The sequence below is a fragment of the Chitinimonas viridis genome (assembly GCF_030409555.1).
In the GTDB taxonomy this organism is placed as follows: Bacteria; Pseudomonadota; Gammaproteobacteria; order Burkholderiales; family Chitinimonadaceae; genus Chitinimonas; species Chitinimonas viridis.
Map to the genome: position 1 here is coordinate 63,878 of NZ_JAUFPU010000001.1, position 25,446 is coordinate 89,323.

Annotated in this window: 25 protein-coding genes; 10 read left to right on the plus strand and 15 right to left on the minus strand. The window is 61.6% G+C overall.

All coding sequences use genetic code 11. From position 1 onward, the window contains the following. Positions 1 to 7: 7 nt before the first annotated feature. From QWZ03_RS00310 to QWZ03_RS00320, 3 genes are read right to left on the minus strand one after another with little or no spacing between them, the layout of a single operon-like run. Positions 8 to 538: a c-type cytochrome gene (locus QWZ03_RS00310; RefSeq protein ID WP_290330899.1), complete on the minus strand. Its 531-nt coding sequence runs from the start codon at positions 536 to 538 to the stop codon at positions 8 to 10. A gap of 11 nt (positions 539 to 549) precedes the next feature. Continuing rightward, entirely contained in the window at positions 550 to 1,911 is a 1,362-nt protein-coding gene (locus QWZ03_RS00315) for a DUF1501 domain-containing protein (RefSeq protein WP_290330900.1), read from the minus strand. A gap of 1 nt (position 1,912) precedes the next feature. After that, complete coding sequence (locus QWZ03_RS00320) at positions 1,913 to 3,913, minus strand: DUF1800 domain-containing protein (RefSeq protein ID WP_290330901.1); 2,001 nt, start codon at positions 3,911 to 3,913, stop codon at positions 1,913 to 1,915. A gap of 288 nt (positions 3,914 to 4,201) precedes the next feature. Between QWZ03_RS00320 and QWZ03_RS00325 the strand changes: the two genes are divergently transcribed. Next, positions 4,202 to 5,071, plus strand: a complete 870-nt coding sequence (locus tag QWZ03_RS00325) for a ParA family protein (protein ID WP_290330902.1) — start codon at positions 4,202 to 4,204, stop codon at positions 5,069 to 5,071. 16 nt (positions 5,072 to 5,087) lie between these two features. Here the strand turns inward: QWZ03_RS00325 and QWZ03_RS00330 are convergent, their stop codons facing one another. From QWZ03_RS00330 to QWZ03_RS00350, 5 genes are all read right to left on the minus strand, one after another. Beyond that, on the minus strand, positions 5,088 to 5,309 hold the full coding sequence (locus tag QWZ03_RS00330) for a hypothetical protein (protein WP_290330903.1): 222 nt from the start codon (positions 5,307 to 5,309) through the stop codon (positions 5,088 to 5,090). 55 nt (positions 5,310 to 5,364) lie between these two features. Beyond that, positions 5,365 to 6,090, minus strand: coding sequence for a 3'-5' exonuclease (locus QWZ03_RS00335; protein ID WP_290330904.1), 726 nt, complete (start codon positions 6,088 to 6,090; stop codon positions 5,365 to 5,367). Between the two features lie 19 nt (positions 6,091 to 6,109). Beyond that, positions 6,110 to 7,258, minus strand: coding sequence for a hypothetical protein (locus tag QWZ03_RS00340; RefSeq protein WP_290330905.1), 1,149 nt, complete (start codon positions 7,256 to 7,258; stop codon positions 6,110 to 6,112). 186 nt (positions 7,259 to 7,444) lie between these two features. Further along, a complete protein-coding gene (locus QWZ03_RS00345; RefSeq protein ID WP_290330906.1) occupies positions 7,445 to 8,653 on the minus strand; it encodes a Yip1 family protein in 1,209 nt (402 codons plus the stop codon). 231 nt (positions 8,654 to 8,884) lie between these two features. Further along, positions 8,885 to 9,244, minus strand: a complete 360-nt coding sequence (locus QWZ03_RS00350; RefSeq protein ID WP_290330907.1) for a hypothetical protein — start codon at positions 9,242 to 9,244, stop codon at positions 8,885 to 8,887. A 297-nt stretch (positions 9,245 to 9,541) separates the two neighbouring features. Between QWZ03_RS00350 and QWZ03_RS00355 the strand changes: the two genes are divergently transcribed. The 8 genes from QWZ03_RS00355 (at position 9,542) to QWZ03_RS00390 (ending at position 16,826) form a co-directional block, all read left to right on the plus strand. Next, a complete protein-coding gene (locus QWZ03_RS00355) occupies positions 9,542 to 9,847 on the plus strand; it encodes an HU family DNA-binding protein (RefSeq protein ID WP_505538572.1) in 306 nt (101 codons plus the stop codon). A 12-nt stretch (positions 9,848 to 9,859) separates the two neighbouring features. Next, positions 9,860 to 10,513, plus strand: a complete 654-nt coding sequence (locus QWZ03_RS00360) for an SOS response-associated peptidase (RefSeq protein WP_290330908.1) — start codon at positions 9,860 to 9,862, stop codon at positions 10,511 to 10,513. A 302-nt stretch (positions 10,514 to 10,815) separates the two neighbouring features. Continuing rightward, entirely contained in the window at positions 10,816 to 11,553 is a 738-nt protein-coding gene (locus QWZ03_RS00365) for a DUF6585 family protein (RefSeq protein ID WP_290330909.1), read from the plus strand. 61 nt (positions 11,554 to 11,614) lie between these two features. Then, positions 11,615 to 12,091 (plus strand): GNAT family N-acetyltransferase, encoded by a 477-nt coding sequence (locus QWZ03_RS00370; RefSeq protein ID WP_290330910.1) that lies wholly within the window; start codon positions 11,615 to 11,617, stop codon positions 12,089 to 12,091. Positions 12,092 to 12,655: 564 nt separating this feature from the next. After that, positions 12,656 to 13,069 (plus strand): Csu type fimbrial protein, encoded by a 414-nt coding sequence (locus tag QWZ03_RS00375; RefSeq protein WP_290330911.1) that lies wholly within the window; start codon positions 12,656 to 12,658, stop codon positions 13,067 to 13,069. A gap of 9 nt (positions 13,070 to 13,078) precedes the next feature. Beyond that, a complete protein-coding gene (locus QWZ03_RS00380) occupies positions 13,079 to 13,870 on the plus strand; it encodes a fimbrial biogenesis chaperone (protein ID WP_290330913.1) in 792 nt (263 codons plus the stop codon). A gap of 188 nt (positions 13,871 to 14,058) precedes the next feature. Beyond that, complete coding sequence (locus tag QWZ03_RS00385) at positions 14,059 to 16,377, plus strand: fimbria/pilus outer membrane usher protein (protein WP_290330915.1); 2,319 nt, start codon at positions 14,059 to 14,061, stop codon at positions 16,375 to 16,377. Beyond that, on the plus strand, positions 16,359 to 16,826 hold the full coding sequence (locus QWZ03_RS00390; RefSeq protein WP_290330916.1) for a Csu type fimbrial protein: 468 nt from the start codon (positions 16,359 to 16,361) through the stop codon (positions 16,824 to 16,826). The genes QWZ03_RS00385 and QWZ03_RS00390 overlap by 19 nt, the downstream gene beginning before the upstream one ends. Positions 16,827 to 17,430: 604 nt before the next feature. On the opposite strand, the gene QWZ03_RS00395 is transcribed toward QWZ03_RS00390, so the two are convergent. The 7 genes from QWZ03_RS00395 to QWZ03_RS00425 form a co-directional block, all read right to left on the minus strand. Beyond that, the gene (locus tag QWZ03_RS00395; protein ID WP_290330918.1) at positions 17,431 to 18,039 is read right to left on the minus strand and encodes a tetratricopeptide repeat protein; all 609 of its coding nucleotides are present in this window, start codon (positions 18,037 to 18,039) and stop codon (positions 17,431 to 17,433) included. Beyond that, a complete protein-coding gene (locus tag QWZ03_RS00400) occupies positions 18,036 to 18,818 on the minus strand; it encodes an SDR family oxidoreductase (RefSeq protein WP_290330919.1) in 783 nt (260 codons plus the stop codon). The genes QWZ03_RS00395 and QWZ03_RS00400 overlap by 4 nt, the downstream gene beginning before the upstream one ends. Then, a complete protein-coding gene (locus QWZ03_RS00405) occupies positions 18,815 to 19,504 on the minus strand; it encodes an iron-containing redox enzyme family protein (RefSeq protein ID WP_290330920.1) in 690 nt (229 codons plus the stop codon). The genes QWZ03_RS00400 and QWZ03_RS00405 overlap by 4 nt, the downstream gene beginning before the upstream one ends. Beyond that, a complete protein-coding gene (locus tag QWZ03_RS00410) occupies positions 19,501 to 20,928 on the minus strand; it encodes an AMP-binding protein (protein ID WP_290330921.1) in 1,428 nt (475 codons plus the stop codon). The genes QWZ03_RS00405 and QWZ03_RS00410 overlap by 4 nt, the downstream gene beginning before the upstream one ends. Continuing rightward, entirely contained in the window at positions 20,913 to 21,560 is a 648-nt protein-coding gene (locus tag QWZ03_RS00415) for a thermostable hemolysin (protein ID WP_290330922.1), read from the minus strand. The genes QWZ03_RS00410 and QWZ03_RS00415 overlap by 16 nt, the downstream gene beginning before the upstream one ends. 228 nt (positions 21,561 to 21,788) lie before the next feature. Then, positions 21,789 to 22,271, minus strand: a complete 483-nt coding sequence (locus QWZ03_RS00420; protein ID WP_290330923.1) for an RDD family protein — start codon at positions 22,269 to 22,271, stop codon at positions 21,789 to 21,791. Continuing rightward, entirely contained in the window at positions 22,268 to 23,335 is a 1,068-nt protein-coding gene (locus tag QWZ03_RS00425) for an RNA methyltransferase (RefSeq protein ID WP_284197729.1), read from the minus strand. The genes QWZ03_RS00420 and QWZ03_RS00425 overlap by 4 nt, the downstream gene beginning before the upstream one ends. 223 nt (positions 23,336 to 23,558) lie before the next feature. Between QWZ03_RS00425 and QWZ03_RS00430 the strand changes: the two genes are divergently transcribed. After that, positions 23,559 to 25,382, plus strand: a complete 1,824-nt coding sequence (locus QWZ03_RS00430) for a TonB family protein (RefSeq protein WP_290330924.1) — start codon at positions 23,559 to 23,561, stop codon at positions 25,380 to 25,382. The last annotated feature ends 64 nt before the right edge of the window (positions 25,383 to 25,446 follow it).

The following is a 25,446-nucleotide window of genomic DNA, read 5'->3' on the forward strand; positions in this document are numbered from 1 at the left end:
CTACCGCTCAAAAACCGGCCGCCTCGGCTTGGCCCAGATAGTAGTCCGCCGGTGCCAGATCCAGCGGCTCGCCAGGGACATTGCCATCCAGGAAATACAGACGGCCATTCTTGATGCCGATGTAGACGTTGGTGGTCGAGTAATAGCGGTAGTAGTAGCCGTCATACACGGCTGACTTGGCCTTGGCGGGTGCCAGCAGTTCCGGGTAGGCCGTTTCGCCCCAATCAAAGGTGCGGTCGGCATCGGTGGTCGACGGCTTGCCCAGGAAGGTGGCGATATTGGCCAGGTCGGTATCGGTCAACGGTGCCAAATGGCGCATCTGCACCTGGCTGTTGATGGCATGGCGGATATTGGCCGGCGCGTCGGTGCCGGCCAATACCGAGGGATTGCTCAACTGATCGGGTGGCATGCCGTGGCAAACCAGGCAGTTGTTCAGGTAGAGCGAGCGCCCTTTGTCCACGCTGCCTGCGACGGCAGGCAGCGCCAGGCCGGCCAGCACACCGGCCAGCAAGGCCGTACTCAGCAGGGGTGTCGTCATGCGCTGCTGTTTCACAGAAAGCCCATATGGGTTTGGTTGAAGCGCGACAGATAAGGCAATACCGTGGTCAACTCACTATCGGCCACACCAAACCATCTGGCAAAGGTGGCAGCGTACTGGTCTATCGAGGTGGTGGGCAGCCAGCGGCCGGCACCATCGATATCATCCGGCCCCTTGAGTGCCAGGGTAGGGAAGGCACCATAGAAGTCGCCGCCCTTGACCGCACCACCGAGCACCATGTGATGGTTGCCCCAGGCGTGATCGCTGCCTGCGCCGGAAGCGGGTCGCAGCGTGCGGGAGAAGTCTGAGCTGGTGAAGGCAGTCACCTGGTTGGCCAGGCCCAAACCCTCCATGGCCTTGTAAAAGGCCGCCAGGCTGTTGCCCAGCTGCGCAAACAAGCCTTCCTGCGCGCTGATCTGGTTGCTATGGGTATCGAAGCCGCCCAGTTGCACAAAGAATATCTGCCGCGACAGCCCTATGGTTGCCCTCGCCTCGATCAGCTTGGCCACCGCCAGCAGCTGCGCATTGAAGTTGCCGGTGAGGCCAGTGAAATGGGTGGCCACCCCGGCCGCGGCGTTGTTGATGATCGGACTGATGATGGCGGCGCTATTGAGTGCCGTACCCAGGGCATTGTTGGCGGCAGCGGCCAGGATATTGTTGCGGTCCATGCCCAGCAGTGCAGCAATCCCCTCGGTACGGGCCTTGGCCGAAGCCGACGTGCCGGTGCCGCTGAGGCCAAAGTTCCCGCTGGCAGGCGAAACCAGAGGCGAAGTCCGCCGGCCCACACCAAACAGGGTGGAGCCCGACAGCGATATCAGCGAAGGAATAGTCACCCCGCCGTTCAGGCCCAGCGCGGCATCGGCCAGACGGCCGCCCCAGCCGGTACGCCCGACTTCTTCTGATTCTGCGGTCTGCCACTGCGCCTGTTGATCGGAATGGGAGAACAGGCTGTAGGGGCGATTGCGGTTGGCCTTGTATTCGGCCATGGTCAGCGGCGCCACCAGTGAGCCGACATTGCACTGTACCGCCAGCTTGCCCTGCTGCCACATCGGCAGCAAGGCCGAGAGTGCCGGGTGCAGGCCAAACTCGCGGCCGGGCTGGGACTTGGGCGCGCCCAGAGACAGCAGAGCGGCATTTGGCGTGTCGCTGGTCTTGGGCAAGGCCAGGCCGCCGCGCACGGTGGCATAGGCAGTGTACTCATCGGTATTTAGCGGGACGATCAGGTTGTTACCGTCGTTGCCACCATTGAGAAAGACGCAAACCAAGGCCTTGTAGTCGCTGGCCGGGGCGGCCAGCGCCTTCATCCAGCCAAATCCACTGGCCGAGGCCGCCAGCATGGCAGCGCGCATCAGGTCACGGCGGGTCATATTCATGTCAGCGCTCCACTTGGAAAGCAGTTGAGGCGGCCGTCAGATAGATAGCCGTGCGGGTGCGTACCAGCGGGTCGGTGCCGGCAGCCGTCACCTGCTTGACCAGCAGGTCGCGCATGGTGGGCTGCATGGTGCCGTGCAACAGCAGCACATTGAGCCTGTCCACCAGCTTGGCGGGGTCGCCCGCCAGCGCAACCAGCGGGCTCAGGTCGAACGAGGTGCCGGTGGCGCCCACCACCGTCGTGTCGGGCTTGCCGGGGGTGATCACATTGCCGGTGGCGGTGGCAGAGACCACCATGCTGTACAGATGGTTTACCCGGGCAATGGCGGTGTTGGTGTTGTAGATGCCGAACTGGGGGGCTTCGGTCCCATCCACCAGCGCATAATCAGCCGGGTAGTAGTTGAATACCGAGGGGGAGTTGAACACGTTCTGTTCCAGGCTACGGTTCTGGCCTATCAGCCAGACACCGTCACTCTGCCCGCCCAGTGCCCGCAACAGCTGGGTACCCACCAGTACCGGCTCCCGCAGATGGCCGTAGTTGACCTCGCTACGCATGCCGCCACGGGCTTCCGGGTCCAGCAGGATGGCACGCACGACGGCCTTCAGATCACCGCGCACCCCCTGGCCATTGTTGGCGAAGGCATCAGACACGCGGGCGACATAGGCCGGGCTGGGGTTGCTGGTCACCAGGTGCTGTATCAGCTGCTTGCCGATAAAGGGACCAACATTGGGATGCAGGAACAGATTGTCCAAGGCATCGGCCAGGTCTTTCTCCGGCGTTTGCCCGGCCGGCAATACATAGCCATTGAACAGGGCCTTGCTGCTGTTCTCGTGATTGGTGGCCACGGCCACCATGGGGCCCAGGTAATAGCTGGGGTTGTACTTGGCCGGCGCCGCACCGGGTTTTACCGGGTAGGTCCAGCCAGTCAGGATCAGGGCAAACTTGCGTACCATCTCCTCATCGTAGCTGGGGACGGGCAGGCCGTTGCCGTCCCGCACCACTGTGCCATCCTGATTCAACTGGTACAGGCCGATGGTGAACAACTGCAGCAGTTCGCGGGCGTAGTTCTCATTGGCCTGTTGCGATGCTGACGATGGTTTGCCGTTGTTGACCATGTCCAGGTAACGCCCCATGGCCGGGCTCAGCGTCACCTGAGTCATGATGTCCCGGAAGTTGCCAAAGGCATTGTCCACCAAGATGTTCTGATAGGGCGCATAGCTGTACGCCATGTTGATCTCGTTACCCGAGACCACCAATATCTGCGACAACGCAAACGCTACCCGCTGGCGCAGTTGATCCGGCGCAGTCAGGGCGTTTTTGTAGAACGTGGTCTGCAGCGGGAACAGGCTGTATTTATCGCGGCCACAGATGTTGTCGCACTCCGCCGGGCGCGAGGACGGGGTTTCCGGCAGATTGGGATAGCGGCTTGCCGGCAGTGCAAACTGGGCATTGATCCAGGCCGCCAGGCCCAGCTGCTTGACGTTGGCGATTTCTGCCTCGGTCGCGCCAAACGTAGCCTGCTTGAGAAAACGCGCTGCATCGGCGTCTGCCATGCTGCTGCAGGGCAGCGGAGTGGTACGGGGCCATAGTGCCGGTACCTGGTAGATGGACCGGTAGGTCATCTCGCCCACCATGGCATCCAGGGTGCGGCCATAGCCGGCAAATACCTGGGCACACTCGATAGCGGCCACATCCAGATTGCTCAGTACCGGGACGGCGGTATTCGCCAACGGGCCAGTGCGGTAGGCAGGAAAGCCCATGGTGGAGGGCACCCAACCGGTAGGCCCCAGTACCAGCCAGTCGTTCTGCACCAGGGCAGCGACGTAGATGCCCCCAGCAGCGCCTTTGTCCTGCGGCGCCGGCTCGACAGTTGCCGACAGCGTCAGGTTGGCCGGCGAGCCGGTATAGCTACCCTTGGCTTCAAACTGGCCCAGCTTACCCGCAGCATGGCAAGTACCCAACAGTATCAATGCCACACCGCATCGTATCCATCCTGTATTCATTGCTGCCTCCACTGCGCCTTACGCAAGGTCCAATCCGAAACCACAGCCAATTTATGCCCCATTGGGGCGATGGCGACAGCGGAGATTGGTAAAAGTTTATGACAATGTGTTGATAATGCCTTCCAAGGCGCACTTATGACAAATGATTCTGTCGTTTCCAGACCACCGTCTGTCACCTGCCAGGCAGGCGTTTTTGGGCAGCCTTTATAGCGATGCATTAAATAAACTTGCTAAGTGTTTGATTTATACAGATAACTAAAGGCCCAGTTAGCCAAACGGGATAACGCCATGGCTTGCCTTGCGGTTTTCAATCAGAAAGGTGGTGTGGCAAAGACCACCACAGCCCTCAACCTGGCAGCGGCCCTGGCGCGTGCCGGCCACGCCACCTTGGCCATCGACCTGGACCCGCAAGGCCATCTGACCGCCCTGTCAGGTATCACGCCTACCGATTCCTCCAGCAGCATCTACGCCTTCTATCGCGACCACAGGCAGTTGGCTGATCTGCAGTTCGCCGTCGCGGGCAGGGGCAGCATCATTGCCGCGCACCTGGAGCTGGCCAAGGTCGATACCCAGTTCGGCAAGGGCCCCAATATCCTCAACCGCCTGCGGCTGGGCCTGCAGCGCGAGCATCTGCTCCATGGCAGCCAGCCGGTGGTGATCGATTGCTCGCCCATGCTGGGGGTATTGTCGCTATCGGCGATATTTGCGGCAGACCGGGTGCTGGTTCCGGTATCAGCCGACTACCTGGCCATGAAGAGCGCCATGCAGGTGGAAAAAACCCTTAATGCCCTGGCGCCTGTTCTGAAGCAGCGGATTGCCCGCTGCTATGTCATTACCCGGTTTGATGGCCGCCGCCGCATGTCCTGGGATATAGACCGTGCCATGCGCGAACACTTTGGCGCAGAAGTGTGCACCACCCGCATACACGAGAATGTGGCGCTGGCCGAGAGCCCCTATGCCAACCGCGATGTGTTTGCCCATGCACCGAATAGCCGGGGTGCCCAGGATTACCAGGGGCTGTACGAGGAATTGCAGCTGCTGGGCTTTCTGCCAGCCCAGGCCACACCCAGCCTGGCGGTGCAAGACCCGCAGGCCCAGGCACTGCTAAGCCGGCTGCTGACCAAACCGGCCAAGGCCGTCAAGATAGCGGGGGCATGAGGGCAGCAGCAGGCTGCTAGCGTGTATCGTCGCGCCCGATGATCAGCGAGATGGCGCTTTCCAGATCCACCCCTTCACCGCGCGGCGTGTCATCCAGGGGCTTGGCTTCCAGTACCGTGGCGTGGTGATACATCTGCAGCAGCTTGGCCTCGGCATGGGTCAGGTCATGGGCCTGTATCACCAGGTTGTCCACCACGGCCCCGGTTTTGGTTCTGATGCGGAATCCAAATTTGAGCATGCCCGCCCCCTGGCAGATTGAAAAGCCTACCGCCGAAACCCGCAGCATCGCTGCCCTAGCGGCGCTGTGCCTTCTCACGCAAGGCCTGGTACACCCGCAATGCCACATAGGCATCGTTAGCTGCGTAGCGCTGCTGGCTGTCGTTCAGCTGGGGCGCCGCCCAGTTGGACATCTTGGCACTCTTGGACTTGCGATAGTGCTGGCCGAACAGGATGGCCACTGCCTGCACCGCACCGATGGTATTGCGATACCCCTGCTTGCGGAACACGCTCACCAGATCATCTATCCCCTGGCAGTGTAGCTTGAGATTGGCCGCCATCTGAGCCTTGTCGGAGCGTAAATCAAAACCCACCTTGATGACCTTGGGCGACATCAGCAGCTCACGCAGGGCGGTCGGCACCTGGTTGTTGCGCACCGGGAAAAGATACGCACACTCTGCCGTGGACAGCTGTATCAGGTGCGGGCCTTGCGATTGTTCGCCCTTGTTGAAGGTCGGCTTGGACTCGGTATCAAATCCCACCACACCGGCAGCCTGCAACGCAGCGCAGGCGCTCGCAGCGCTGGCTTCGTCTTCCACCACTACGATAGCCTCCCGCTGCAGGCCGAGAAATTCGGGCATGGCCTGTATGGCAGCCTTGTCATAGGTGCGCAAGGGCGCTTGCGGCTTGTGCCTGGGTGGCTTGGCCACGGCAGCCGGCGCGGCCGTGGTGTAAGTTGTCGCTGGTGTCGGCAAGCCCAGCCAGCGTCGCAGGGTCTTGATCAGGGTACGGGGAGATCGCATATTCAGTTTCAAGGATAAATCAGGGTAACAAGGTCGCGCTATGCAGGGTGAAGCGTAGGTTGGAGACATTCGGCACCAGCTTCATCACCACGTTATAGCGCTGTGGGCTATCGTTGATGGTCAGGTTGTTCATGGTCAGCGTGCCGCTCGAACTATCGAAGCTGGCCTCGCTCTCGGCGCGGTTGCTCAGGCTGGTGTTGACCAGGTCGAACTCGTAACCTTGCGTATCCACCCGCTGTAGGCGCGCACCATACATCACGCCTTCCAGCCTCACCGCCGTACTCAGGACACCGCTATCGGCAAAGAACACCGAGCGTACCGGGTAGCCCATGTCGGCAATCAGCCCCAGGTCATACGGCGTCAGCTTCAGACGGCTGCCATCAACGGGCACGCTGCAGCCATTCATCAGGGTAGTCCGGTATGGCAAGGCATCGCTGCAATCGCCGATATGCGAAAAGTTCTGACTGAACTCCCGGTTGCCTGGCGACACGTAGGTCAGCTTCAGCGGTCCACCATTGGTCATCACGGTTTCAGGGCCAAAGAACTCCAATTGGTTGTAGACGCCATTCTCCGAGGGCAGCCCGTTGCCGGCAAAACGGGTCAGCAAGTCATAGGGGATGCGTACATTGTCGTAATACTGCCCCAGCGTCGCTGTATCGAAGCTGCGTCGTGCCGACACGCCAAGACCATGCACCAGCTCATGCATGACGATGGAGATCAGGTCTGTCTTGCCCTGCGGCACCACGCCGCCGCGCGTCTCCGGCTGTGTGTCCGGCCAGTACCATTGCTCCGAGAATGCCGCATTGACGGTGACAACAATGTCTGGCGTATTGGTGCGCACGCCCCCCAGCACGCGGGTCAGCGCACCAGGCTCCAGCACATGCAGGCCCTGTTGCAGGCCACGGTCCAGGCCAAAATTCAGCCCGCCGCCAAAGTGTGCCGTATTGGCGTCCGCCCGCACCTCCACGGTAATGGTCTGATCCGATGCAATAGCCGCACCCAGTAAGACGCCTGCCGCCCGGAAATTGCGCTGAAACAAGGAGCTGCTGTCCATCCAGCCACGCTGGGCGAAGGTGCTCTCCGCATCCACAAACTGAAAGTCAAAATTGGCGGCAGCCACAGAAGCCGAGCAGAGCGATCCCAGCAGGATAAGAGCAAGACGGCGCATGTGCATTCCTTCAGGCGCGTCCAGCAAACCGGATTTCCACGAAAACCAAGTTGCTGCGGACGTATATTGATACGGCGCGGATCAGTGACCATCCGCAATTTTCTGTCCAGCATAAGCCGGAACCGCCAACAAACAAAAAGCCAGTTACGGGGCTAGCCGCAACTGGCTTGGATACAGGCTGTCTGCTTACTGCTTGGCAGGGCGCTGCAGCGCCTCGATCTTGTCGGGGTTCACACTGACTATCGCCTGCTTGAGCAAGGCGATGTCCACCTGGTTGCCTTCGGCCTCCAGCATCACGCCATTGGCCAGCACCACGCTGAACTGCCCACGGCTACCATCCTTCTGGTAATCCTCACGCAGGGTGCGCTTACCATCCTTGTAGATCTTCTCGATGGCCGTATCGGTTTCCTTGTCGGATGTGACATTGGCCCAGGCTGCCAGGCTCATCAGGCCGCCAGCACCACCCAAGTCGGTAATCGACAGACGCAGACTACGGGTATCGTCACCGTAGGCCGCCTTGGCGGTCGATACCGAAAAGCCCATGGCCGAATTGCTTTCGGCTTCCACCGAATTGCGCTTGAGGCCCGCGATATTCTCCGGCAGGAAGGCCTTCAATTCCTGGCTGGCAATTGGCGTGCCGCCACCGCTGACCATGGCGCCCAATGCGGCACCCGCCGCCGCCGTATCACCCGAAGCCTGCGCTTCTTCCAGTTTCTTGCCGGCTTCTTCCATCTGCTTGGCCATGGCTTCCAGCTTGGAAGTATCAATGGCCACCTTGCCGTCAGGCGAATCCACCGAGATGGAACTGGCCGCGCCCATCAGCATGAAGGGCGCAGTCACCGCGCCTGCGATGACACCAATGATGATGGAGGCCACAAAGCCGATGACGGCTACCACAGCGGTGTAACCTATGGCCTTGTCTTCCGAGCACTTCATCAGCACCGGCAGGCCCAGGTAGAGCAGATAGAAACCGTAGAGGGCACCGAGGATACCCAGCATGCCCAGCATGGGAACAATGCTGAGGATGCCGACCACATAGCTGGCCGTCATGCTGAAGGCCACCACCTTGAAGGCATTGAGCGGGTTCTTGGTACCGCCAAAGCTGGGCGCCAGCGCATCGACTATCAAGCTCAACACATACACCATCAGCAGCGACAGGCCGTAGGTCAGCGCGGCCTGCACCAGGCCAGCCACGATGGGCGTGCGTATGCTGATACCAAAGCCCCCTACCCCGATCAAGGACATGCCGATGAAGCTGGCGATCACCGGTATAGCGGCCAGGATCAGCAGGTATTCCTTGTAGATGGACGCGACGGTGGCCGACTCGGCATCGATGACCGGCCAAGTCTCCTTGGGTTTGAGCAATATGCCCTGTACACGTTGAACCAGGTTCATCAGCGATTCCTATGGAATGAAAGTTAAGCGAACTCGTGAGTGTTAGCCCATCTGCCCGCAGGATACAAACTGCAATATTGCCGAGACCACCAAAGCGGCGACGAGAACGGGAGTGTGGACTCAATCAGGGTAACGCTACCGGTTCAGGCTAACCCGACATCCCGCGCCAGGGCTCTCTCACGCCTGCGCCATCCTTCTCCACCGCGCCTTGGCTTGTGTCCGTAACCGGCTCTAAGCGCTTGCGCGCAGCACCGCGCCAAAAAGCACCAGACCGCCCATAAAGCCCGCTATCCCAGCCATGCTCATCTCGACCAGCATGCGCCAACTACGCCAAGCGGGCGGCGGCGACACGGTCGGTACAGCTGCGGCTAGCGCGGGAGCCTCCTCCTGCCGCTTCAGCGTCGGGTGCAAGGGCGCAATCGGTGCATGGCTTGGCTTGACCAGTGGCCGCTCCGGCCAGCGCCGGGTAAACTCCGCCACCAGTGCCGCACGGGCCTGGGTACGGGTGTAGTGGTGCGAAAAGCGCTCGGCATCAGTCGGATGCGCACTGCTGGCAGGCGTCCTTGCCTGCTGCTGCAAAGGGTTGTTCATTGCTACGGTTCCTCCTCAGGAACAGGGAATCCAGGCCGTGCCTGCCGCAGCTGATGCCGGCAGCAGGATGGGCTGGATTTCAATTTGACTAGCATTGTGCCAAGGTCTATGACATTCGCAAATGCCTGCCGCAAATATTGCCCAAACCGGCCCCAGGTGTGTCGAAAGCGCTGCAAGCCAGCACTGATGCGCTTTTACGCATGAAGTGATAGGCACAAACGCAAATCTTCCACTAGACTGTCCCTGGGCCGTGGCAGGCACGGCCGGCATTTACCCACAGCAGACAGAGGCATAAGCATGAACAAGCAAGCACTGATTGATGTCATCGCAGACAAGGCCAACCTGAGCAAGGCAGCCGCCGGTAACAGCCTGGATGCGTTCATTGAAGCCGTTAGCCAAGCAGTCGCCGAAGGCGACACCGTGACGCTGGTGGGCTTCGGTACCTTCAAATCCCTGCCCCGCGCCGCACGCGAAGGCAAGAACCCACGTACTGGCGAGAAGCTGAAGATCGCCGCCACCGTTGTGCCCAAGTTCACCCCTGGTGCCACCTTCAAGGCTGCTGTTGCCGCCCAGGCCACCAAGAAGCCCGCCAAGAAGAAGTAATAGCCGCTTAGCGTGTGTACCAACTTCCGCCCTGTTGCGCCCAAGCGGCTTACCGACGAGTTCGAGGTAATCCCGCCCGACGAGGACTGGGTGGAAGAGGTCTACCCCAGCTATGCTGCACCCATCATCCGGCTCAGCCAGGCCAGCGCGCGCTCGCGTGAATGCCTGGCTGCCAGCTTTGGATTGATACCTGCGTGGGCCAGCGACCGTCACATCGGTCGCCATACCTATAACGCCAGAACCGAAACCGTGGGCGAGAAGCCTAGTTTCCGGCATGCCTGGCACAAGCGCCAATTCTGCCTGGTGCCCATGCAATGCTTCTATGAGCCGGGCTACCACAGCGGCAGGGCACAGCGCTGGCGCCTGCAGCAGCGCAATGGCAACAGCTTCGCCGTCGCCGGCATCTGGGACAGATGGCGCCGCGATGGCCAGGATCTGCTCTCCTTTTCGCTAATCACCATCAACGCTGACGGCCATCCATTGATGGGCCAGTTCCATCGCCCCAGCGACGAAAAACGCGCCCTGGTGGTCGTCCCCCCCGCGCAATACGACACCTGGCTGCAAGCCGACAGCGAAACCGCCCGCAGTTTCCTCAGCCTGATGCCCTTGGCCGGCTTTGAGGCCGAGGCAGCACCGTTGCAACCGCAGACCCTCAGCCTGTTCTAACCCTCTTTGCTTGCATGGCTGGCAAGCAAGCGCTGGGCGCTGTTGCCTGGAGTACACAAGCCGTCACGGCTGTCGCTGCTGGCTGAAGCATCCCATCAAGGTGGCCAGCGCCCGCTGTTGCAGGACTATCGAGCCGTGCACGGCTGCAACTGGGCCCCGCACCACGGCAAGCCAACCACCCTCGCCGCCCACAACCGTTGCGCACTGGCCCCACAAGCGATTAACGTCCCCGTCAGCCAGCCCGAACCGGGTTGGCGGCATACACAGACGTCCATATCCACTCCTATCCTTGTTCCCATCTCATGCAAACTACCTATTCGATGACCTATATGGCCCGCGCCATGGCCACCCTGGTGCTCGGCACCATCTTCATGTTCTGCTTCGGCGACCTCTATGCCAGGATCAATCTCGGCCAACCCTGGTCAGAACAGGGCGTAAGCATCACGCTAGGCAGTCTCAGCCTGGCCTTGCTGGCATTCATCTGGGTGTTTCATCACAGCAAGCGCGTCACCTACCATGGTGATCGCATCAGCGTTTCCTCCTTGCTGGGCGAAAAATCCATTAAGCTCGACGAGCACACCAAGATACGCCACCAGTTGATCCATATGACGGGCCACGACAGCACCATCGCACTCCATCGCCTGCTGGAAATCGCGCCGCAGGATAGGGTCAATGCGGATTCGATGCATATCAACATTCATCTGAGTGATGGCCAGAACCAGGGCCAACTCAAACTCAACAGCAATGTCCGCGGCATCATAGAGCTGCACCAACGTCTGGTTGCCTTTGAGCGCAACACCATTACCCCTACGGCGCTGAAACACCTGAGTGAAGGCCGGGCGATGCACTTCGGCCCCCTCACTCTGCAGCGTGACACCCTGGTATATAAAGACCTGTCCTTACCCCGCGATCAGATAGAGAAAATCACGATTGCAGGCGGCAAGCTGCTGATCAAGCAGAAAGGCAAGCTCCTCAGCGCCGTACGCTTACCGGTGCACAAGATACCCAATGCCTTTGCCCTGCTTGCCGCCTTGGCATAGCCAGTACAGCAGGCCACAGCCCATCGTGGCCTGCCCCATTTGAACAACAGAATCGAACAACGTGCCTTACAAATCCATGACTGCCACGCAGGTATCACTGCGCCCGTTGACGCACGCCAACTTCGACACGGTGCTGGCGCTCAAGGTCAAGCCCGAGCAAACCACCTTTGTCGCCAGCAACGAAAACACCATCGCCAAGGCCTACCTGGAGCCGGACAAGGTACAGCTGAGGGTGATCTATGCCGACGAGAGCCCGGTGGGCTTCATGGCCTATTGGTGCGACCCGGCAGCGGCGGCATTCCACCTGCTGCGCTTTATGCTGGGTAGCCAGCATCAGAGCCAGGGATATGGGCAGCGCGCCGTCGCAATCTGGCTGGATGAACTGAGCGCCACCCACGGCGATATCCGCGTCACGCTCTATTACACCGCTGGCCCAGGCAACCCACAGCCCTTCTATGCCAAGGCCGGCTTTTGCGATACCGGCGAGAAAGACGGCGACGAACACATCATGGCGCTGCAGTTGTCGGCACCCGCCTGAGCAACTGACGGGGTATCTGCGCCAATAATACCCTTCTGGCCTTGTCGTTCGAGCTTGCCATACCCACGTACTGTCCGCTGCACACGCCTGCTGCACGGCACCCGCTCCCGTGCGTCACCACCTATTCGCAAACGCAGGGTTTTGGTAGCGCCTCCAAGCAGCAGAATGTCACGCAGTGGCCGCCCTGCCCTGATCGACCGAAGTTCATCCTGCAAGGCCCCACGACCTACCCTGCCACACCCTGTATCAGGCTGCGTTGATGCAAGCGCCAGGGTTTCCCTGGCGCTTGCATAGCCCGACATAAACCATCAATGACTTAAATTCATAACCGCCTCTAAGTGCCTCACCGCACAGATTGGCAGGGATAGCCATCGTACATTGGCCTCAAGGACAGCCATGTCGCTGCCCCCAAACTGGCTCTAACAGGCCGTAGAGAGGTATGAGATGGATACGAATCGGCAATTCCCCGGAAACTTGCGCCCTACCTTGCGTCCGCAGTGGCCACTGTGGATATTCGCCCTCGGTCTCTGTCAGGCCGCGTATGCCGCCACCGCTACCGGCCCTATGCTGGTTACTGCCACGGTAGCCGCCACATGTGCGGTGGGTACATCTACCCTGGCCTTTGCCAGTGCCACCAGTGCCGCCATCACTGCCGGCAATATTGATGCTATCGGTACCGTCACTGTCAGTTGCACAACCGGGTCAGCTTACGCGGTTGCACTGGATGTGGGTGGCGGATCTGGAGCCACACTGGCATCCCGCAGGATGACGGCCGGCCTGCAGTCATTGGCCTATTCGGTCTACACCTCTGCTGCCCGCACCACGGTCTGGGGCGATGGCACAGGGGGTAGCGGCACCGTCATGGGTACGGGTACGGGGATCGATCAAGTGATTCCTGCGTATGGCCGTATTTTTGCTGGGCAGATCGTGCCGGCAGCCAGCTATTCGGATACGGTCAATGTGACCGTCACCTACTGAGTGCGCGCCATGCTGGCCAAGCACAACCCAAGCCCCTACCTGTTGCCCGGCCTGCTACTGCTGCAGGCCGGGCTATGCCAGGCAGGCTCGATAGAGCTGAGCCCGGTGCGTATCAACCTGTCCGCCAGCGCCAAGGTCGCGGTTCTGACCGTGCGTAACATCGGTGCTGAGTCGTCCGTCATGCAAGTAAGCCTGAATCGCTGGAAACCAGAGGGTATACGTTACACCTACGAGCCATCTCAGGATCTGGTCATCACACCGACGACCTTCCGCTTGCTTCCAGGCAGGCAGCAAATCGTCCGCATCGGCACCCGAAGTAATCTACAAGTCTCCAGGGAGGCGGCATATCGCCTGTTCGTTGAAGAGGTGCCGCCCCCGCCGTCACCCAACAACACCGAGACTCGCTTGGTCATACGTCACGACCTGCCGGTTTTCGTTGCACCCGCAGAGTCTGCCAGGCCCAAGCTAGTGGCTGCGCTGGAATGCGCCAGCAATGGCACCAGCCTGCGCATGGGCAATATCGGCAACGCCCATGTGCAACTACGTCATATCGCCTTGAAAGCCTTGCCTGGCCCTCATGTACTGGGGAGCTGGGACGCCTTCGACTATCTTCTCCCCGATGCGCAAAAAAGCTGGGATCTCGCCAAAGCGGCACCCGCAGCGCTCGGCAAAGCTTTTGTGGTGGTGGTTCAGACCGAACTGAACAGCTACACGGTAGAAGTCAGGAATAACTGCCCCATGGGTGTACTCCGCCGCAGTCGCATGGTGGCTGCCCCCGCCAGGCTGGCGAGCGTGCTATGAGACACGCAGCCCAAACAGCTAAACCGCGACGGGTGATCAGGCAGACAGCCTGCCAGGGGCCGCGACACCCCAGAGCCCGGCCATGCCACATGGGTGGCTGCCTGAAATCGCCACTAACTATCGTCTAAGGGGGTGTTTCGCCAGGTACGGTCTGCGCTACCCAAAGTCCTGACGGAACATGATGCCCCATGCTTGCCACCTCGCTTACCCATGCTGCCACCCTGCTTGCGCTGAGCCCGCTATTTGTGGTGGCAGCAAACGCCGCAGAAACGATGCCGCTTGCTCCCGCTTATCGCCCAGTGATACTGGCCGTGACCATCAACGACCTGGTTAGCGAGGGGGGCACAGTGTTTTGGGAGGGTAAAGCAGGTGAGTTATGGGTACCGGTTGAATTCCTGCGCAGCTGGAACATCGATATCGAGCAGCAACAGGTCATCGGCATCGCAGGCGTACAGCATGCCAACCTCGCTCTCATCAAAGGACTCCATTATCAACGCGACCATACCAGGGAGGAGCTGGCCATCACCGCAAGCGCCGAGGCGTTCACCCGCACCCGTATCGATCTCACGACCCTCGACCCACTAGAGGTGGCACCCTATGCGCCGGGTGCGGCGCTCGGCTACGACCTGTCATCCAGTCGCAGTGGCGGCATCGACGCTCACCAGGCTTTGCTAGAGGTTGGGCTGTTTCAGGGCAGTGGCATGCTGAGCAGCAGCTTTCTGGGCGGCTCTGAGCGTAATGTCAGGCTGCTGACCACCTATCAGACCGACCAGACCGACACACTGAAAACCTTGCGCCTGGGCGACAGCTACAGTGGCACTGGTGCCTGGGGCTACGGGGTCTTGTTCGGCGGACTGCAATATGGCACCAACTTTTCGATCCGGCCGGATCTGGTCACCATGCCCATGCCGGGTGCGTCCGGCAGTACACGACTACCGTCTACCGTCGATGTCTATGTCAACGACGTGCTGCGCGCCCGCCAGGCTGTACGGGCCGGCCCGTTTACCGTACAAGGCCTGCCCGTGATCAGCGGCGCCGGTGAAGTGCAGGTGATAGTGACCGATATGCTGGGACGTGAGCAACGGATCACCCAGTCCTTTTTTGCCAATCCCAATCTGTTGCGTCCGGGGCTGGTACAGGAAAACTATGAATTCGGCTGGCTCCGCCAGGACTATGGCCTACGCAGCAACGCCTATCACAATCCGTTTGCCAGCCTGACCTATCGCAAAGGCTTGAGCGACAGCCTGACCGGCGAACTACGTGGCGAAATACAGAAAAACCATACTGCGATCGGACTGTCAGCCGCCACACTGTCGCCCGCCCTGTCGAGCACGCTGGAATCCACCATTGTGGCTAGCCGCACCCGTGGCGAGAACAGCGGCTTGATGGGTAGCGTCGCCTACCGCTATCTGGGTCAACGCTGGTCCGCCAGCGCACGCATGCAGCTGAATAGCCAAGGGTTCCGCCAGTTGGGAAGCGATCCGGACAATCTCCCGCGGCAGTTGGCTACCGCCCAGGTCAGTGCGCCTATCGGCCAAGGTGCAATGGCCCTCAACTACCTGCACCGCAAAGATCAAGGCAATCACCTTACGCGCATCATCAACCTCAGTTACTCGCAAAGGCTGTCGCCCAATACCTTTGCCTCATTTACCCTGCTCAAGCCGGTATCACCCAAAGCAGACTTGGCCGCCGCACTCATGCTGACCATGGTGTTCGACAGCCAGCACGTGGCCAGTGCCAGTTTGAAGCACGATGGCTCAAATACAACCGGCCAGATGGTTTTCCAGAAAACCATCCCCGCAGATAGCGGTACCGGCTATCGCCTTATCACCGAACGGGGAAGCAGCTACTCCCGCCAGGACATCTCGGTCATGCAACAAGCGTCGTTTGGACGCTTCCGACTCGATCTGGTTCGGCTGCAGGGCAAGACCAGCACCCGGCTGGGTGCCCAGGGCGGGATTGAATTCATCGGCGGCAGACTGTATTTTTCGCGCGATCTGGATCAGGGCTTTGCGCTGGTGCAAGTCCCTGGCACCGCCGGCATACCGGTTTACCTGGAAAACCGGCTAGTCGGCCATACCGACCAAGAGGGTCGCGTAGTCGTGGGCAATCTGCAGGCTTATCAGGCCAACCACATCAGCATCGACCCCCTGTATCTGCCCCTGGAATCATCGGTTGGCGAAATCCGGCGTGCTGTCATACCCCGCCGACAGGGTGGTGTCGTGGTCGACTTCAATATCCATCGACTGCGCGGTGCTACGTTGAGCCTGGTCTTGTCCGACGGCACGCCGCTCCCTGCCTGGACCCCGGTTGAGGTGCTGGGAATGCAGCAGTCGTATGTGACGGGCAAGCGTGGCGAGGTATTTGTCGATCTGCCCGCAAGCAAGGGCAACAAGCTGTTTGCCAGGCCAGTAGGCCTGCCCGCATGTGAACTGACGGTAGACCTGCCCGAAGCAGGCCTGACCATACCCAAACTGGGGCCATTGATATGTCTGCCCATACCCTGAACATGCTGGCGATCTGTGCCCTGCTGGTCCTAGGTGCCAACAGCAAGGCCTATGCCCTGACATGCAGCATCACTAGCAGCGGCATGGCCTTTGGCACCTATAACACCCTCTCGGCGAGCAGCCTGGATACGACTGGCGCCTTGACCGTGGAGTGTGACGACAGCTTCACCGCCACACTCAGCGCCGACCTGGGCACCGGGCTGGGCGCCAGCCATGCCACCGGCCGTAAAATGACAGGCGCCAATCCCGCAGCCTTGCTGACTTACCACCTTTACGCAGATGCCGCCCGCAGCCAAGTATTGGGAGACGGTACGGGCGGCAGTGTGACCATCCAGCTCAATGGTACGGCCACCTACAACCTACCCCTCTACGGACGTATCACAGGAGGCCAGCACAGCATACCGGCCGGTAGCTATCTAGATAGCGTCATGGTGACCGTCTCGTACTAGTTGCCGTCCGACACAATGCCCTCACCCCCCCGGGCCTGGCAGCTAGTGCAGGGCCGGGGGCTGACGACATCTGCAAGCATCAGCAGCTCAATAGGATATCGTAAGCACCGACACACCGCCCGTCGGCCCTGGCTGTGTTGACAACTGCTCCAGAGCAATACGGTGGCTACCAACAAAGATCATGCCCGCGTCATCAGCCAAAGGCTTGGCAGCAGGGTTATAGCTGGCACGGACGGGATACGACGCCGGGCAAGCTACTGTATAAGCCGCATCACTCGCCCGTGGGCCGGCGAGCGGATGGGGCGAAGCTGGCTGGCTGCCAGCACGAAACTCACATGACGGCAGTACTGTCATGGAGACGCCCAGCGTACCGCGAGCAACATCTGCGAGAGAAGGGGCAGGTGCAAGAGACGCCAACAGACAAGCCCCCAGCGCCAGCCGCAGGGAGGTCACACAAGCATTTCGAGACATCGGTCCATACTCCCAAGGGTGATATCGGGATGACACACGCCGACCTCCGTCACTATATGCCTGAAAACCCGGCAGGGGTATCAGAAATCCGTCACGCTCCATCTGACCTGCAACTATCGACAAGATCGCCTTGCTACCCCCCGAGCTTGCTCAACAAACTGGCGATCTCGCCCTGCCGGCCTCGGTCGGCACTTTCGCGGCCGGGTCGGGGTACAGCCATGCGTGCCTTGGTCAGATATTGCCTGGCACCCGCTTTGTCCCCCTGCTCCAGCAGGTACTCGGCGTAGAAGTAATTGCTGTCTATCCCGTCGGGGTTGGCAGCCAGGCCGCGTTTCAGCAGCGCCAGCGCTTTCTGGTCATCGCCGAAGGCGATGGGCCAGCCGGGCACCTTGTAGTACAGCACACCCAGCGAGGTTAGTGCCGAGCCATTGAGCGTGGCAGGGTCACGGGCAATCACTGCTTCGAATGCCGCCTTGGCCTCCTTGGCATACTTCAATGCCCCCAATCCCCCCTTGGCCCCTGCATAGCTGGAGTTGATGATGCCTTTCCAGGTCAGCATGGGGAGATCCTGAGTACCCACGGTCTCGGTCTCTTGCACCAGTCTGGCAAAGGCCTGCTCCTGCGCCTCGCCACTCAGGCTGTACTGCGCTTCTGCCCAGCGGGTCTGCAGCGTGGCGAGATCGGCAGCATAGGTGTAGGCAGACAGCAGCATGCTGGCAAACACGACAAACAGCGTCTTCATGAAAAATCTCCTTGGGCAAACTTGCGAATTAGCGGTAGTTGCTTGGCAATGGCACTGTCGACCGCGCCAGGCAGCAACTGATTGAGGCGGAAGAACAACTTCTCTGGCCAGCCGATGACAGCCTCGCGCACCCGCTTGCGCCGCAATAGCTCCATCAGCGCCGCCGCGACGACCTCGGGTTCATCCACCTGGGTATGCAGGGCGGCATTGAGTGCCTGTACCCTGGGGCTATTGAGAGGGGTGTTCACGGCCCGCGGAGCCAGGTGCACAAACCGGGGGCCGGTGCCACCGCTTTCGCGCGCCAGTGCTTCGGTAAACACCCGCAGGCCGCCCTTGCTGGCACAGTAGCCGGCATAGCCGGGAAACCCGATGCTGCCGAATACCGAGCCCACATTCACCACCATGGCATCGGGGCAAAAACCAGCCCACAAGGCTTGGATCAGCTTGATGGGCGCAGCCAGATTCAGCGCCAGCATGGCGTCCAGCTGCGCCGGCGGTTGCTCTGCGAACAAGCCGAAGTGCTGTGCGCCCGCCGCGTTCACCAGCAGCCCCAAGGGCAAGGGCTGGGCGCGCAGGGCATCGGCCAGCAAGGCGGGGCTGTCTGCATCGGTCAGGTCCAGCGGCAAGCTGCGGGCTTGGGGCCCCAGCTTGCGTGCCAGCGCCTCCAGCCTTGCTGCATCCCTCGCCACCAGCCACACCACCCAGCCCGCCTCAACCAGCGCGGTGGCAATCGCGGCGCCGATACCGCCGCTGGCCCCCGTCACCACGGCGATCTTCATGTCAGTACTCCGGCTGATGGCTGCACCTGTGTGGTCTGCTGTTCGGTCAGCGCACGGAACACATCGCCATACAGCACAAACATGCGCCGCGCCATATGCAGCACGGCGGCCTGATCTGCCGGCGCTTCCAGCTGCAGCATGAGTTTCTCGAAGAAACCGATATGCGATTGGTCCAGCGCGCCATGCGAGGTCAGGTAAGTCATGGCCTGGGGTGGTAATCCCAGGGTTTGCTGGATGATGTCCGCCATGGGCGTGGCCAGGTTCACGCTGGTGCCCTCCAGCACATAGACCATGCCGAAGAAGCTGACCGGATTAAGCCGGCAGACGCTATCCCAGGCGTAGCTCACCATCAGCTCGGTACACCGGTGCGGCGCCCCATGCCTGACCGCATCGGCGTCGGCGCCACAGGCGGCGATATCGCTCAATATCCATTCATCATGGCCCTGCTCCTCATCGATGTATTCCACCACGGCATCGAACAGCCAGCGCTGATCGGCACGCAATCGGCTGCCCACGGCCATCAGCAAGGGCACGGTATGCTTGACGTGGTGATAGGCCTCGGTCAGGAAGGCAACATAGCGCTCGCGCGGGACTACCGCCCGCTGGCAGTCCAGTATGGCCGGCGCAGCCAGCAGATAGCTGCGCTCGGCCGTGGTTTCAGATTGCAGTCGTTGAAAGAATGTCATGGTGTCTCTCCATACAAGGCAGGCAGCCGATTGGCCAGAATACGGTCACGGCAAAGCCGTCCATTGGGGGTGATCTCGCCCTGCGCGGGGCTCAAGGGGGTAGTCAGCAGCGTCCAGCCATCGAGCCGGGCATAGCTGGGCAACTGCGCATTGCATTGCGCCAGCGCCTGGTTGGCAGCCATGGGCTCGGTGCTATAGAACATCCCGTGCAGCCCCTGTGCCTCGTCGCCATAGACCAGGGCCTGCCGTATGCCAGGCACGGCCACGAACTCGGCCTCCAGCCACTCCGGTGAGACATTGCGGCCCATGCCCGTCACGATGGTGTTTTTCTTGCGGCCCAGCAGGGTTAAAAAGCCATCGGCATCGATTTCACCCAGGTCGCCTGTGGCAATGAGTGCTGGTGCGGGGCCCTGGCCCAGGTAGCCCAGCATGGTGTTACCACCCACCAGTACTTCGCCATCCGCAGCGAGCTGAACCACTACATGGGGCAATGGCCGGCCTACCGTCCCAGGTCTATGGGCACCCGGCCTGTTGAGTGCCACCACAGAGCCAGCCTCTGACAGGCCATAACCCTCGAACACCGGCAGTGCCAGTGCTGCGGCCTGTGCCAAGGTGCGACTGCCGCTACGACCGCCGCCGACGGCCAGAAACCGCCAAGGTTTGGACAACTGCCCGGCCTGGGTCGCCGCCACCAGCCATTGCAGCGTACTAGGCAAGAGGATGACGCTATCCGCCTGTGATGCCTGCAAGGCGGCGATAAAGCGCGGCACATCAGGCGGAAAAACCGCCATGCCAAGGTCGGCCAGCGGCAGCAGCTCCACAGGCACACCCCGCAGCAAGGGCAGGTACAGTCCGGCCAGATTCTCCAGTAGTACCGCCAGGGGCATCACGCACAGGTGCTGGGTCACGGCCAGCGGCCCAACTACCTCATGCAGGGCGCTCACCGTCGCGTCCAGCTGCGCACCTGACAGGCAGACGCCCTTGGGCGCCCCCGTCGTACCCGAGGTGTAAGTGAGCTTGACCGTACCGCTGGGCAAGGCCGCGGCCCTGGTGTTGGCAGGCAGGCGTTGCAGGCTCAGCCCGGTGCCCGGCAACGACATGCCGCCCGCAGCCGGGGTGACCAGGCAGGCAGCACCACTATCAGCCAGCACATGTTGGCGCTGGGCTTCGCTAAAGAAAGGCGGCAAGGGCACGCCGGCAATATTGGCCCTGGCCAAGGCGAGGTCCAGCACCACCCAGTCCGCATCGTTGTCAGCCAGCCACGCCACCGGCCCCGGCATAGCCTCCGCTTGCAGATGGTTAGCCAAGCGGCTCACCCTGTGTTCAAGCTCCGCGTAGCTGATGTGCGCCGCTGGGGTCAGCAGGGCCGTGGCGTCCGGCTGCAAGCAGGCATGCTGCGCCAGGGCGTTCAGGACAAGTTGCATGGCAGCCCCTCCAACGTAGGTTGGGCTGCCAATGCCTGCGCCAGTGCCGGGTTGGCATCCAGCGCTGCCAATCCAGCGGCGATATCCCCCACCATCACCAGGGGCTGCTTGTCGTAATACGCACCCCAGGTCTCGGGCTGGGGCACCCTGTCCGGGCTGGCCTCGGTCAACGCTATCAAGGGCAGACCCATGCGGCGGAAGGTGGCGCGCACCTGTGCCGTCAGCGTAAACACCACATAGCGGCTAGAGCTGGCCGCCAGGTAGCGCATCATCGCCAGTATCAAGGTAGGGGTATGGCCACCGACCGCTGCAAGATTGCCCAGCTCGACGATGTCGGCACGCGATACAGGCCGAAGCAACTGCCTGGCCACGGCTTTGTGTACCGGTTCATCCAGGTAATGCTCGAGAAACAGGGCATTGCCATGGGCGGTTTGAAAGCCAGCCACCGCCAGCAACCGGCCTTCGGCACCGCGCAAGGTGAACTGATTGGGCAGCAGTCGTATGACCCGCGCATCGTGCACCGCGCGGAAACGGGCATAGACAAAGGGCAGGATGTCTTCTGCATCAGCCGTCTCAAGACCGCAGGCAAGCGTTCTCTGGCTGGAGTAGGCAAGTTTCTTCAAGGGCTGCATCACACTCTCTCCGTTAGGATGAGTGACATGCTGCCGGGCAAAACTTAACGCTAACTTAAGCGCCGCCAACAAAACCCAGCGTAGCGGTCCTGCCTAGGCGCGCGCATCTCACCGTACGGGTACGGCAAGGGCTGGGTGGGCAGCGCTAAGCCGGCCTCCGACGGATACTGTGCTGGTTGGTAACGGTGGCCAAGGCGCTATCGCCCCATCGGCGGTGCGCAGCCGATGCTAAGGCTTCGCCGGCCACTTGCCGCGTATCACCACCGTGTTGGCGATCTTGTCATGCCAGCCTTGCTTGCGGGCATCGAACGCCACCCAGAGCAGCCCCAGGAACAGGGGGATGGTGGAAACGTAATAGCCCAGGTAGCGCAGGATGGCCTGACCAGGCTTCAGTGGCAAGCCGGTGGTGGCATCCACCACTTTGGCGCCTATCGCCATCTTGCCCGGCGTGGCTTGCCGCGCCAGCCAGAAGGCGATCACCGCCACCGCGGGCAACAGCCACTCGACCAGAAAGCCCACGCCGCCATTGAAGTAGCGCTGGTCATCCCAATAGGCATCGCCCATATACAGCAGCATGATGGGCACGGTGACGCACATGGTCAGCAGGGTATCGATCACCGAGGCCAGCAGGCGGGCGCCAAAGCCCACGTACTCCAGTCCGGTTTCAACTGGCTCGGGAATCACGCTGGAAGGCTGATAGGGATTGCTCATGTTGTTACCTTGTTGGCAGGGACGCGGCCGACAGCACGCCGCAAGCGGCTGGTATCCACCTGTTGTGTTGCACGGGCGCGCAACTGGCCGCAACCACCGTCGATATCCTGGCCTGCCGAATTACGCACCTTGGTCAGCACGCCACGGTCATGTAGATAGCGGGTCATGTACTGGATATGCGCAGCGTCCGGCCGCTGGAAGGCATCGCCCTCCAGGCTGTTGTAGGGGATCAGGTTAAGCACTGCGAACTTGCCCTTGAACAAGCGCAGGATGGCGTCCATTTCTTCCTGGCTGTCGTTGATGCCCTTCAGCAGCGTCCATTGGTACTGGATGGGGTAGCCCACACGGCGCGCATAAGCCTCGCCCAGCTCCATCAGCTCCTCAGGATCTATCCTGGGTGCGCGGGGCAGCAGTTGCTGGCGCAGATCGGCGCGGCTGGTATGCAGTGACAGCGCCAAAGCAGGCTTGACCCGCTGCTGCGGCAGCCGTTCGAACACCCGCATATCGCCCACTGTCGAGAAAACCAGGTTTTTGTGGCCGATATTACCCTCCAGCCCCAGCAGATCTATGGCCTCGAGCACATTGTCGAGGTTATGGGCGGGCTCGCCCATGCCCATGAAAACCACCTTCTTGACCGGGCGGAAGCGGCGCGCCAGCGCTACCTGAGCCACGATCTCGGCACTGCCGACCTGGCGCAGCAAGCCGCTTTTGCCGGTCATGCAGAACACGCAGCCAACGGCACAGCCAACCTGGGTTGAAACGCACAGTCCATCACGGGGCAGCAGCACGCTTTCTACCATCTGGCCGTCGGCCAGGGCCACCAGCAAGCGTGCCGAGCCATCGGCCGCCGGATGCTCGGAGGTCAGGCTGACCAGCCCTTCTATCTGCTCGGCCAGTGCCGGCAAGCCTTCGCGTACCGCCAATGGCAGGTAGTCCTCGGTCTTGCGGTACTTAGTACCGGTATCCAGGGGTTTGCCGGCCAGCCAGGCGCGGCTTATCCGGCCTATATGGCAGGGCTTGGCGCCAAGATCGGCAAGCGATTGGTGGAAGTCTTGAATACGCATGGGGTGCGCATCCTACCACCGGCCGTACACCTTGGCTGAACCGGCCGCCATGCGGCAAGGCCATACCGGCCTGCGCCCAATCTTCAGCGGTGCGAAGGCGACAGTATCGCCACAGCGATGGACGGCAGCGCCGTGGCATCGCATAGTTGAGGTTGAGCCCAGGATCTGCAGCTGAGTCACCGTGGTTGCCGCCGGCCAGCTATCGCCTTTCCAGAAACCACCCATGGCAGACACCCCTCACCGCCGCAAATTCGTAGAACCAATAGATTGGGCCGTGCTGGCGAGCGTGCTGGTGCACTGCCTGATACTGGCCCTGCGCTTTGGCCTGCCAGGCGAGAACAGCCAGCCTGGCCCGCTCCCGCTGGAGCCGCTGAGCGTCACGCTCGATGACTCTGTCCTTGCACCAGAACCCCTGTCCATTCCGCTGCCTCCAACGGCCGCGGCCAGCACCGGTATTGCGGCAGAGGCACCCGAGGGGCTGAACGCAGCGGCTAGTTTCAACATCACCGTACTGCGCGCACCCGATGAGGCCACTCGGCCCGACAAAACCCCATCTGACGCCACCGTAGAGCGCAAGGCCGGCAGCAACCGGGTGCGCAAACCCGTGATGACCGCCGACCAGGGTAGCTGGCGCACCGCCACCGGTGCCGAAACGCCGGAGGCCGTGCCCAATACCCTGGCCGAGGCTGCCCCAGGCAAATCCACCATCATGGTGCCGGAAGACGAACTGACGCCCGCTGCACCACAACCTGAACTGGGCGCGCCGGAGCTGATGAACAACACGCCGGTTACCGACACGCCCCCAGAGCCAGCCCCTGCGACCCGCGCCGACACGGCAGCCCTGGCACAGGCAGAAATCGCGCGGCAAGCGGCGGAGAACGCCGCAGCGGAGGCCGCAGCAGAGGCTGCCAAGCAGGCCGAGCAAACCCGCCTGGCCGCCGAGGCCGCCGAGGCCGCCGCGAAGCGTGCGGAAGAACAAACCAAGGCTGAGCAGGCACGCAAAATCGCCGAGCAGCAGGCTGCCGAGCGACAAAAGGCCGATGCCCAAGCCAGGCAGCTGGCCGAAGCTGCCGCACAGCAGCAGGCAGAAGCGGCGGCCCAGGCCAGACAGGCACAGCAGGCGGTGGCCGAGAAGCTGCGCGTTGAAGAGCAGGCCCGCCAGGCACAGATCCGGCTTACGGCGGAGCAGCTCGCCCGCAAGCAGGCAGAAGAGGCAGCCAAGGCCGAACAGACCAGGCAGGCACTGCAAGCGGCGGCAGAACAACAGAAAGCAGAGGCCTTGGCGCGGCAGAAGGCCGAAGCCCTGGCCAGAGCAGAGCAGCAGCGGCAACTGGCCGAACAGCAGGCGGCCGCCGAGCAACGGCGGGCAGAAGCGGCAGCGGCGCAGCGCAGGCAGGAAGAAGCCGCCAGGGCAGCCCAGGCAGCAGCGGCACAGCGGCAAGCCGAAGCAGCCGCCGAGCAGGCACGCCGACAGGCCAGCGCTGCCACCCGTAGTCCGACAGGGAATGGCACCGGCACCGGTACTGGCCGGCAGGCCGACAAAGGCGGCGATGGCAGCGGCACCCCGTCTGGCCTGGGCATTACCCTGCCCATCGAACCGCCGGTTGGCCTATCGCTGACCGAACGCGCCCTGCAGCAGGCACGCCAGGGCAATCTGCGCGCCGAGAAACCACCGTCTTCCGGGCGTGGCCGCATCGCCAACTACTCGCAAGCGGCAGCGGCGGCCGAGCCGGAACTACGCTTCTACGCCGAGAGCCTGAATATCAAGCTGAACCGCATAGGCGCTCTCAATGCGCCCAGGCTGTCAGCCGACCGTTTCTATCGGCCCGTGCAGCTCACCATCATCGTCAATAGTGACGGCAGCCTGGCCGATATCCTGGTCAGGCACAGCAGCGGCGACAGCAAGCTGGATGACGCCGCCCGGCGTATCGTGCAGATGAGCCTGCCATTCGCGCCCTTCCCTGCTGGCATGCAGGAGCGCTACGATCGGATAGAAATAGGCCGGAACTGGGACTTTGGCGCTGGCACCGCAGGCTTGCTCAATTAAGGGAACGTCCAGCAACCCCGGTTTCCAAGCGCCACCAAGCAAATAAGCGCCTGCGCGACAAACC

Bases quoted from the DNA above. Each gene is read 5' to 3' on its own strand.
- QWZ03_RS00310 (WP_290330899.1), bottom strand. From the start codon at position 538: ATGACGACACCCCTGCTGAGTACGGCCTTGCTGGCCGGTGTGCTGGCC.
- QWZ03_RS00315 (WP_290330900.1), bottom strand. From the start codon at position 1,911: ATGAATATGACCCGCCGTGACCTGATGCGCGCTGCCATGCTGGCGGCC.
- QWZ03_RS00320 (WP_290330901.1), bottom strand. From the start codon at position 3,913: ATGAATACAGGATGGATACGATGCGGTGTGGCATTGATACTGTTGGGT.
- QWZ03_RS00325 (WP_290330902.1), top strand. From the start codon at position 4,202: ATGGCTTGCCTTGCGGTTTTCAATCAGAAAGGTGGTGTGGCAAAGACC.
- QWZ03_RS00330 (WP_290330903.1), bottom strand. From the start codon at position 5,309: ATGCTCAAATTTGGATTCCGCATCAGAACCAAAACCGGGGCCGTGGTG.
- QWZ03_RS00335 (WP_290330904.1), bottom strand. From the start codon at position 6,090: ATGCGATCTCCCCGTACCCTGATCAAGACCCTGCGACGCTGGCTGGGC.
- QWZ03_RS00340 (WP_290330905.1), bottom strand. From the start codon at position 7,258: ATGCGCCGTCTTGCTCTTATCCTGCTGGGATCGCTCTGCTCGGCTTCT.
- QWZ03_RS00345 (WP_290330906.1), bottom strand. From the start codon at position 8,653: ATGAACCTGGTTCAACGTGTACAGGGCATATTGCTCAAACCCAAGGAG.
- QWZ03_RS00350 (WP_290330907.1), bottom strand. From the start codon at position 9,244: ATGAACAACCCTTTGCAGCAGCAGGCAAGGACGCCTGCCAGCAGTGCG.
- QWZ03_RS00355 (WP_505538572.1), top strand. From the start codon at position 9,542: ATGAACAAGCAAGCACTGATTGATGTCATCGCAGACAAGGCCAACCTG.
- QWZ03_RS00365 (WP_290330909.1), top strand. From the start codon at position 10,816: ATGCAAACTACCTATTCGATGACCTATATGGCCCGCGCCATGGCCACC.
- QWZ03_RS00375 (WP_290330911.1), top strand. From the start codon at position 12,656: ATGCTGGTTACTGCCACGGTAGCCGCCACATGTGCGGTGGGTACATCT.
- QWZ03_RS00380 (WP_290330913.1), top strand. From the start codon at position 13,079: ATGCTGGCCAAGCACAACCCAAGCCCCTACCTGTTGCCCGGCCTGCTA.
- QWZ03_RS00385 (WP_290330915.1), top strand. From the start codon at position 14,059: ATGCTTGCCACCTCGCTTACCCATGCTGCCACCCTGCTTGCGCTGAGC.
- QWZ03_RS00390 (WP_290330916.1), top strand. From the start codon at position 16,359: ATGTCTGCCCATACCCTGAACATGCTGGCGATCTGTGCCCTGCTGGTC.
- QWZ03_RS00395 (WP_290330918.1), bottom strand. From the start codon at position 18,039: ATGAAGACGCTGTTTGTCGTGTTTGCCAGCATGCTGCTGTCTGCCTAC.
- QWZ03_RS00400 (WP_290330919.1), bottom strand. From the start codon at position 18,818: ATGAAGATCGCCGTGGTGACGGGGGCCAGCGGCGGTATCGGCGCCGCG.
- QWZ03_RS00405 (WP_290330920.1), bottom strand. From the start codon at position 19,504: ATGACATTCTTTCAACGACTGCAATCTGAAACCACGGCCGAGCGCAGC.
- QWZ03_RS00410 (WP_290330921.1), bottom strand. From the start codon at position 20,928: ATGCAACTTGTCCTGAACGCCCTGGCGCAGCATGCCTGCTTGCAGCCG.
- QWZ03_RS00415 (WP_290330922.1), bottom strand. From the start codon at position 21,560: ATGCAGCCCTTGAAGAAACTTGCCTACTCCAGCCAGAGAACGCTTGCC.
- QWZ03_RS00420 (WP_290330923.1), bottom strand. From the start codon at position 22,271: ATGAGCAATCCCTATCAGCCTTCCAGCGTGATTCCCGAGCCAGTTGAA.
- QWZ03_RS00425 (WP_284197729.1), bottom strand. From the start codon at position 23,335: ATGCGTATTCAAGACTTCCACCAATCGCTTGCCGATCTTGGCGCCAAG.
- QWZ03_RS00430 (WP_290330924.1), top strand. From the start codon at position 23,559: ATGGCAGACACCCCTCACCGCCGCAAATTCGTAGAACCAATAGATTGG.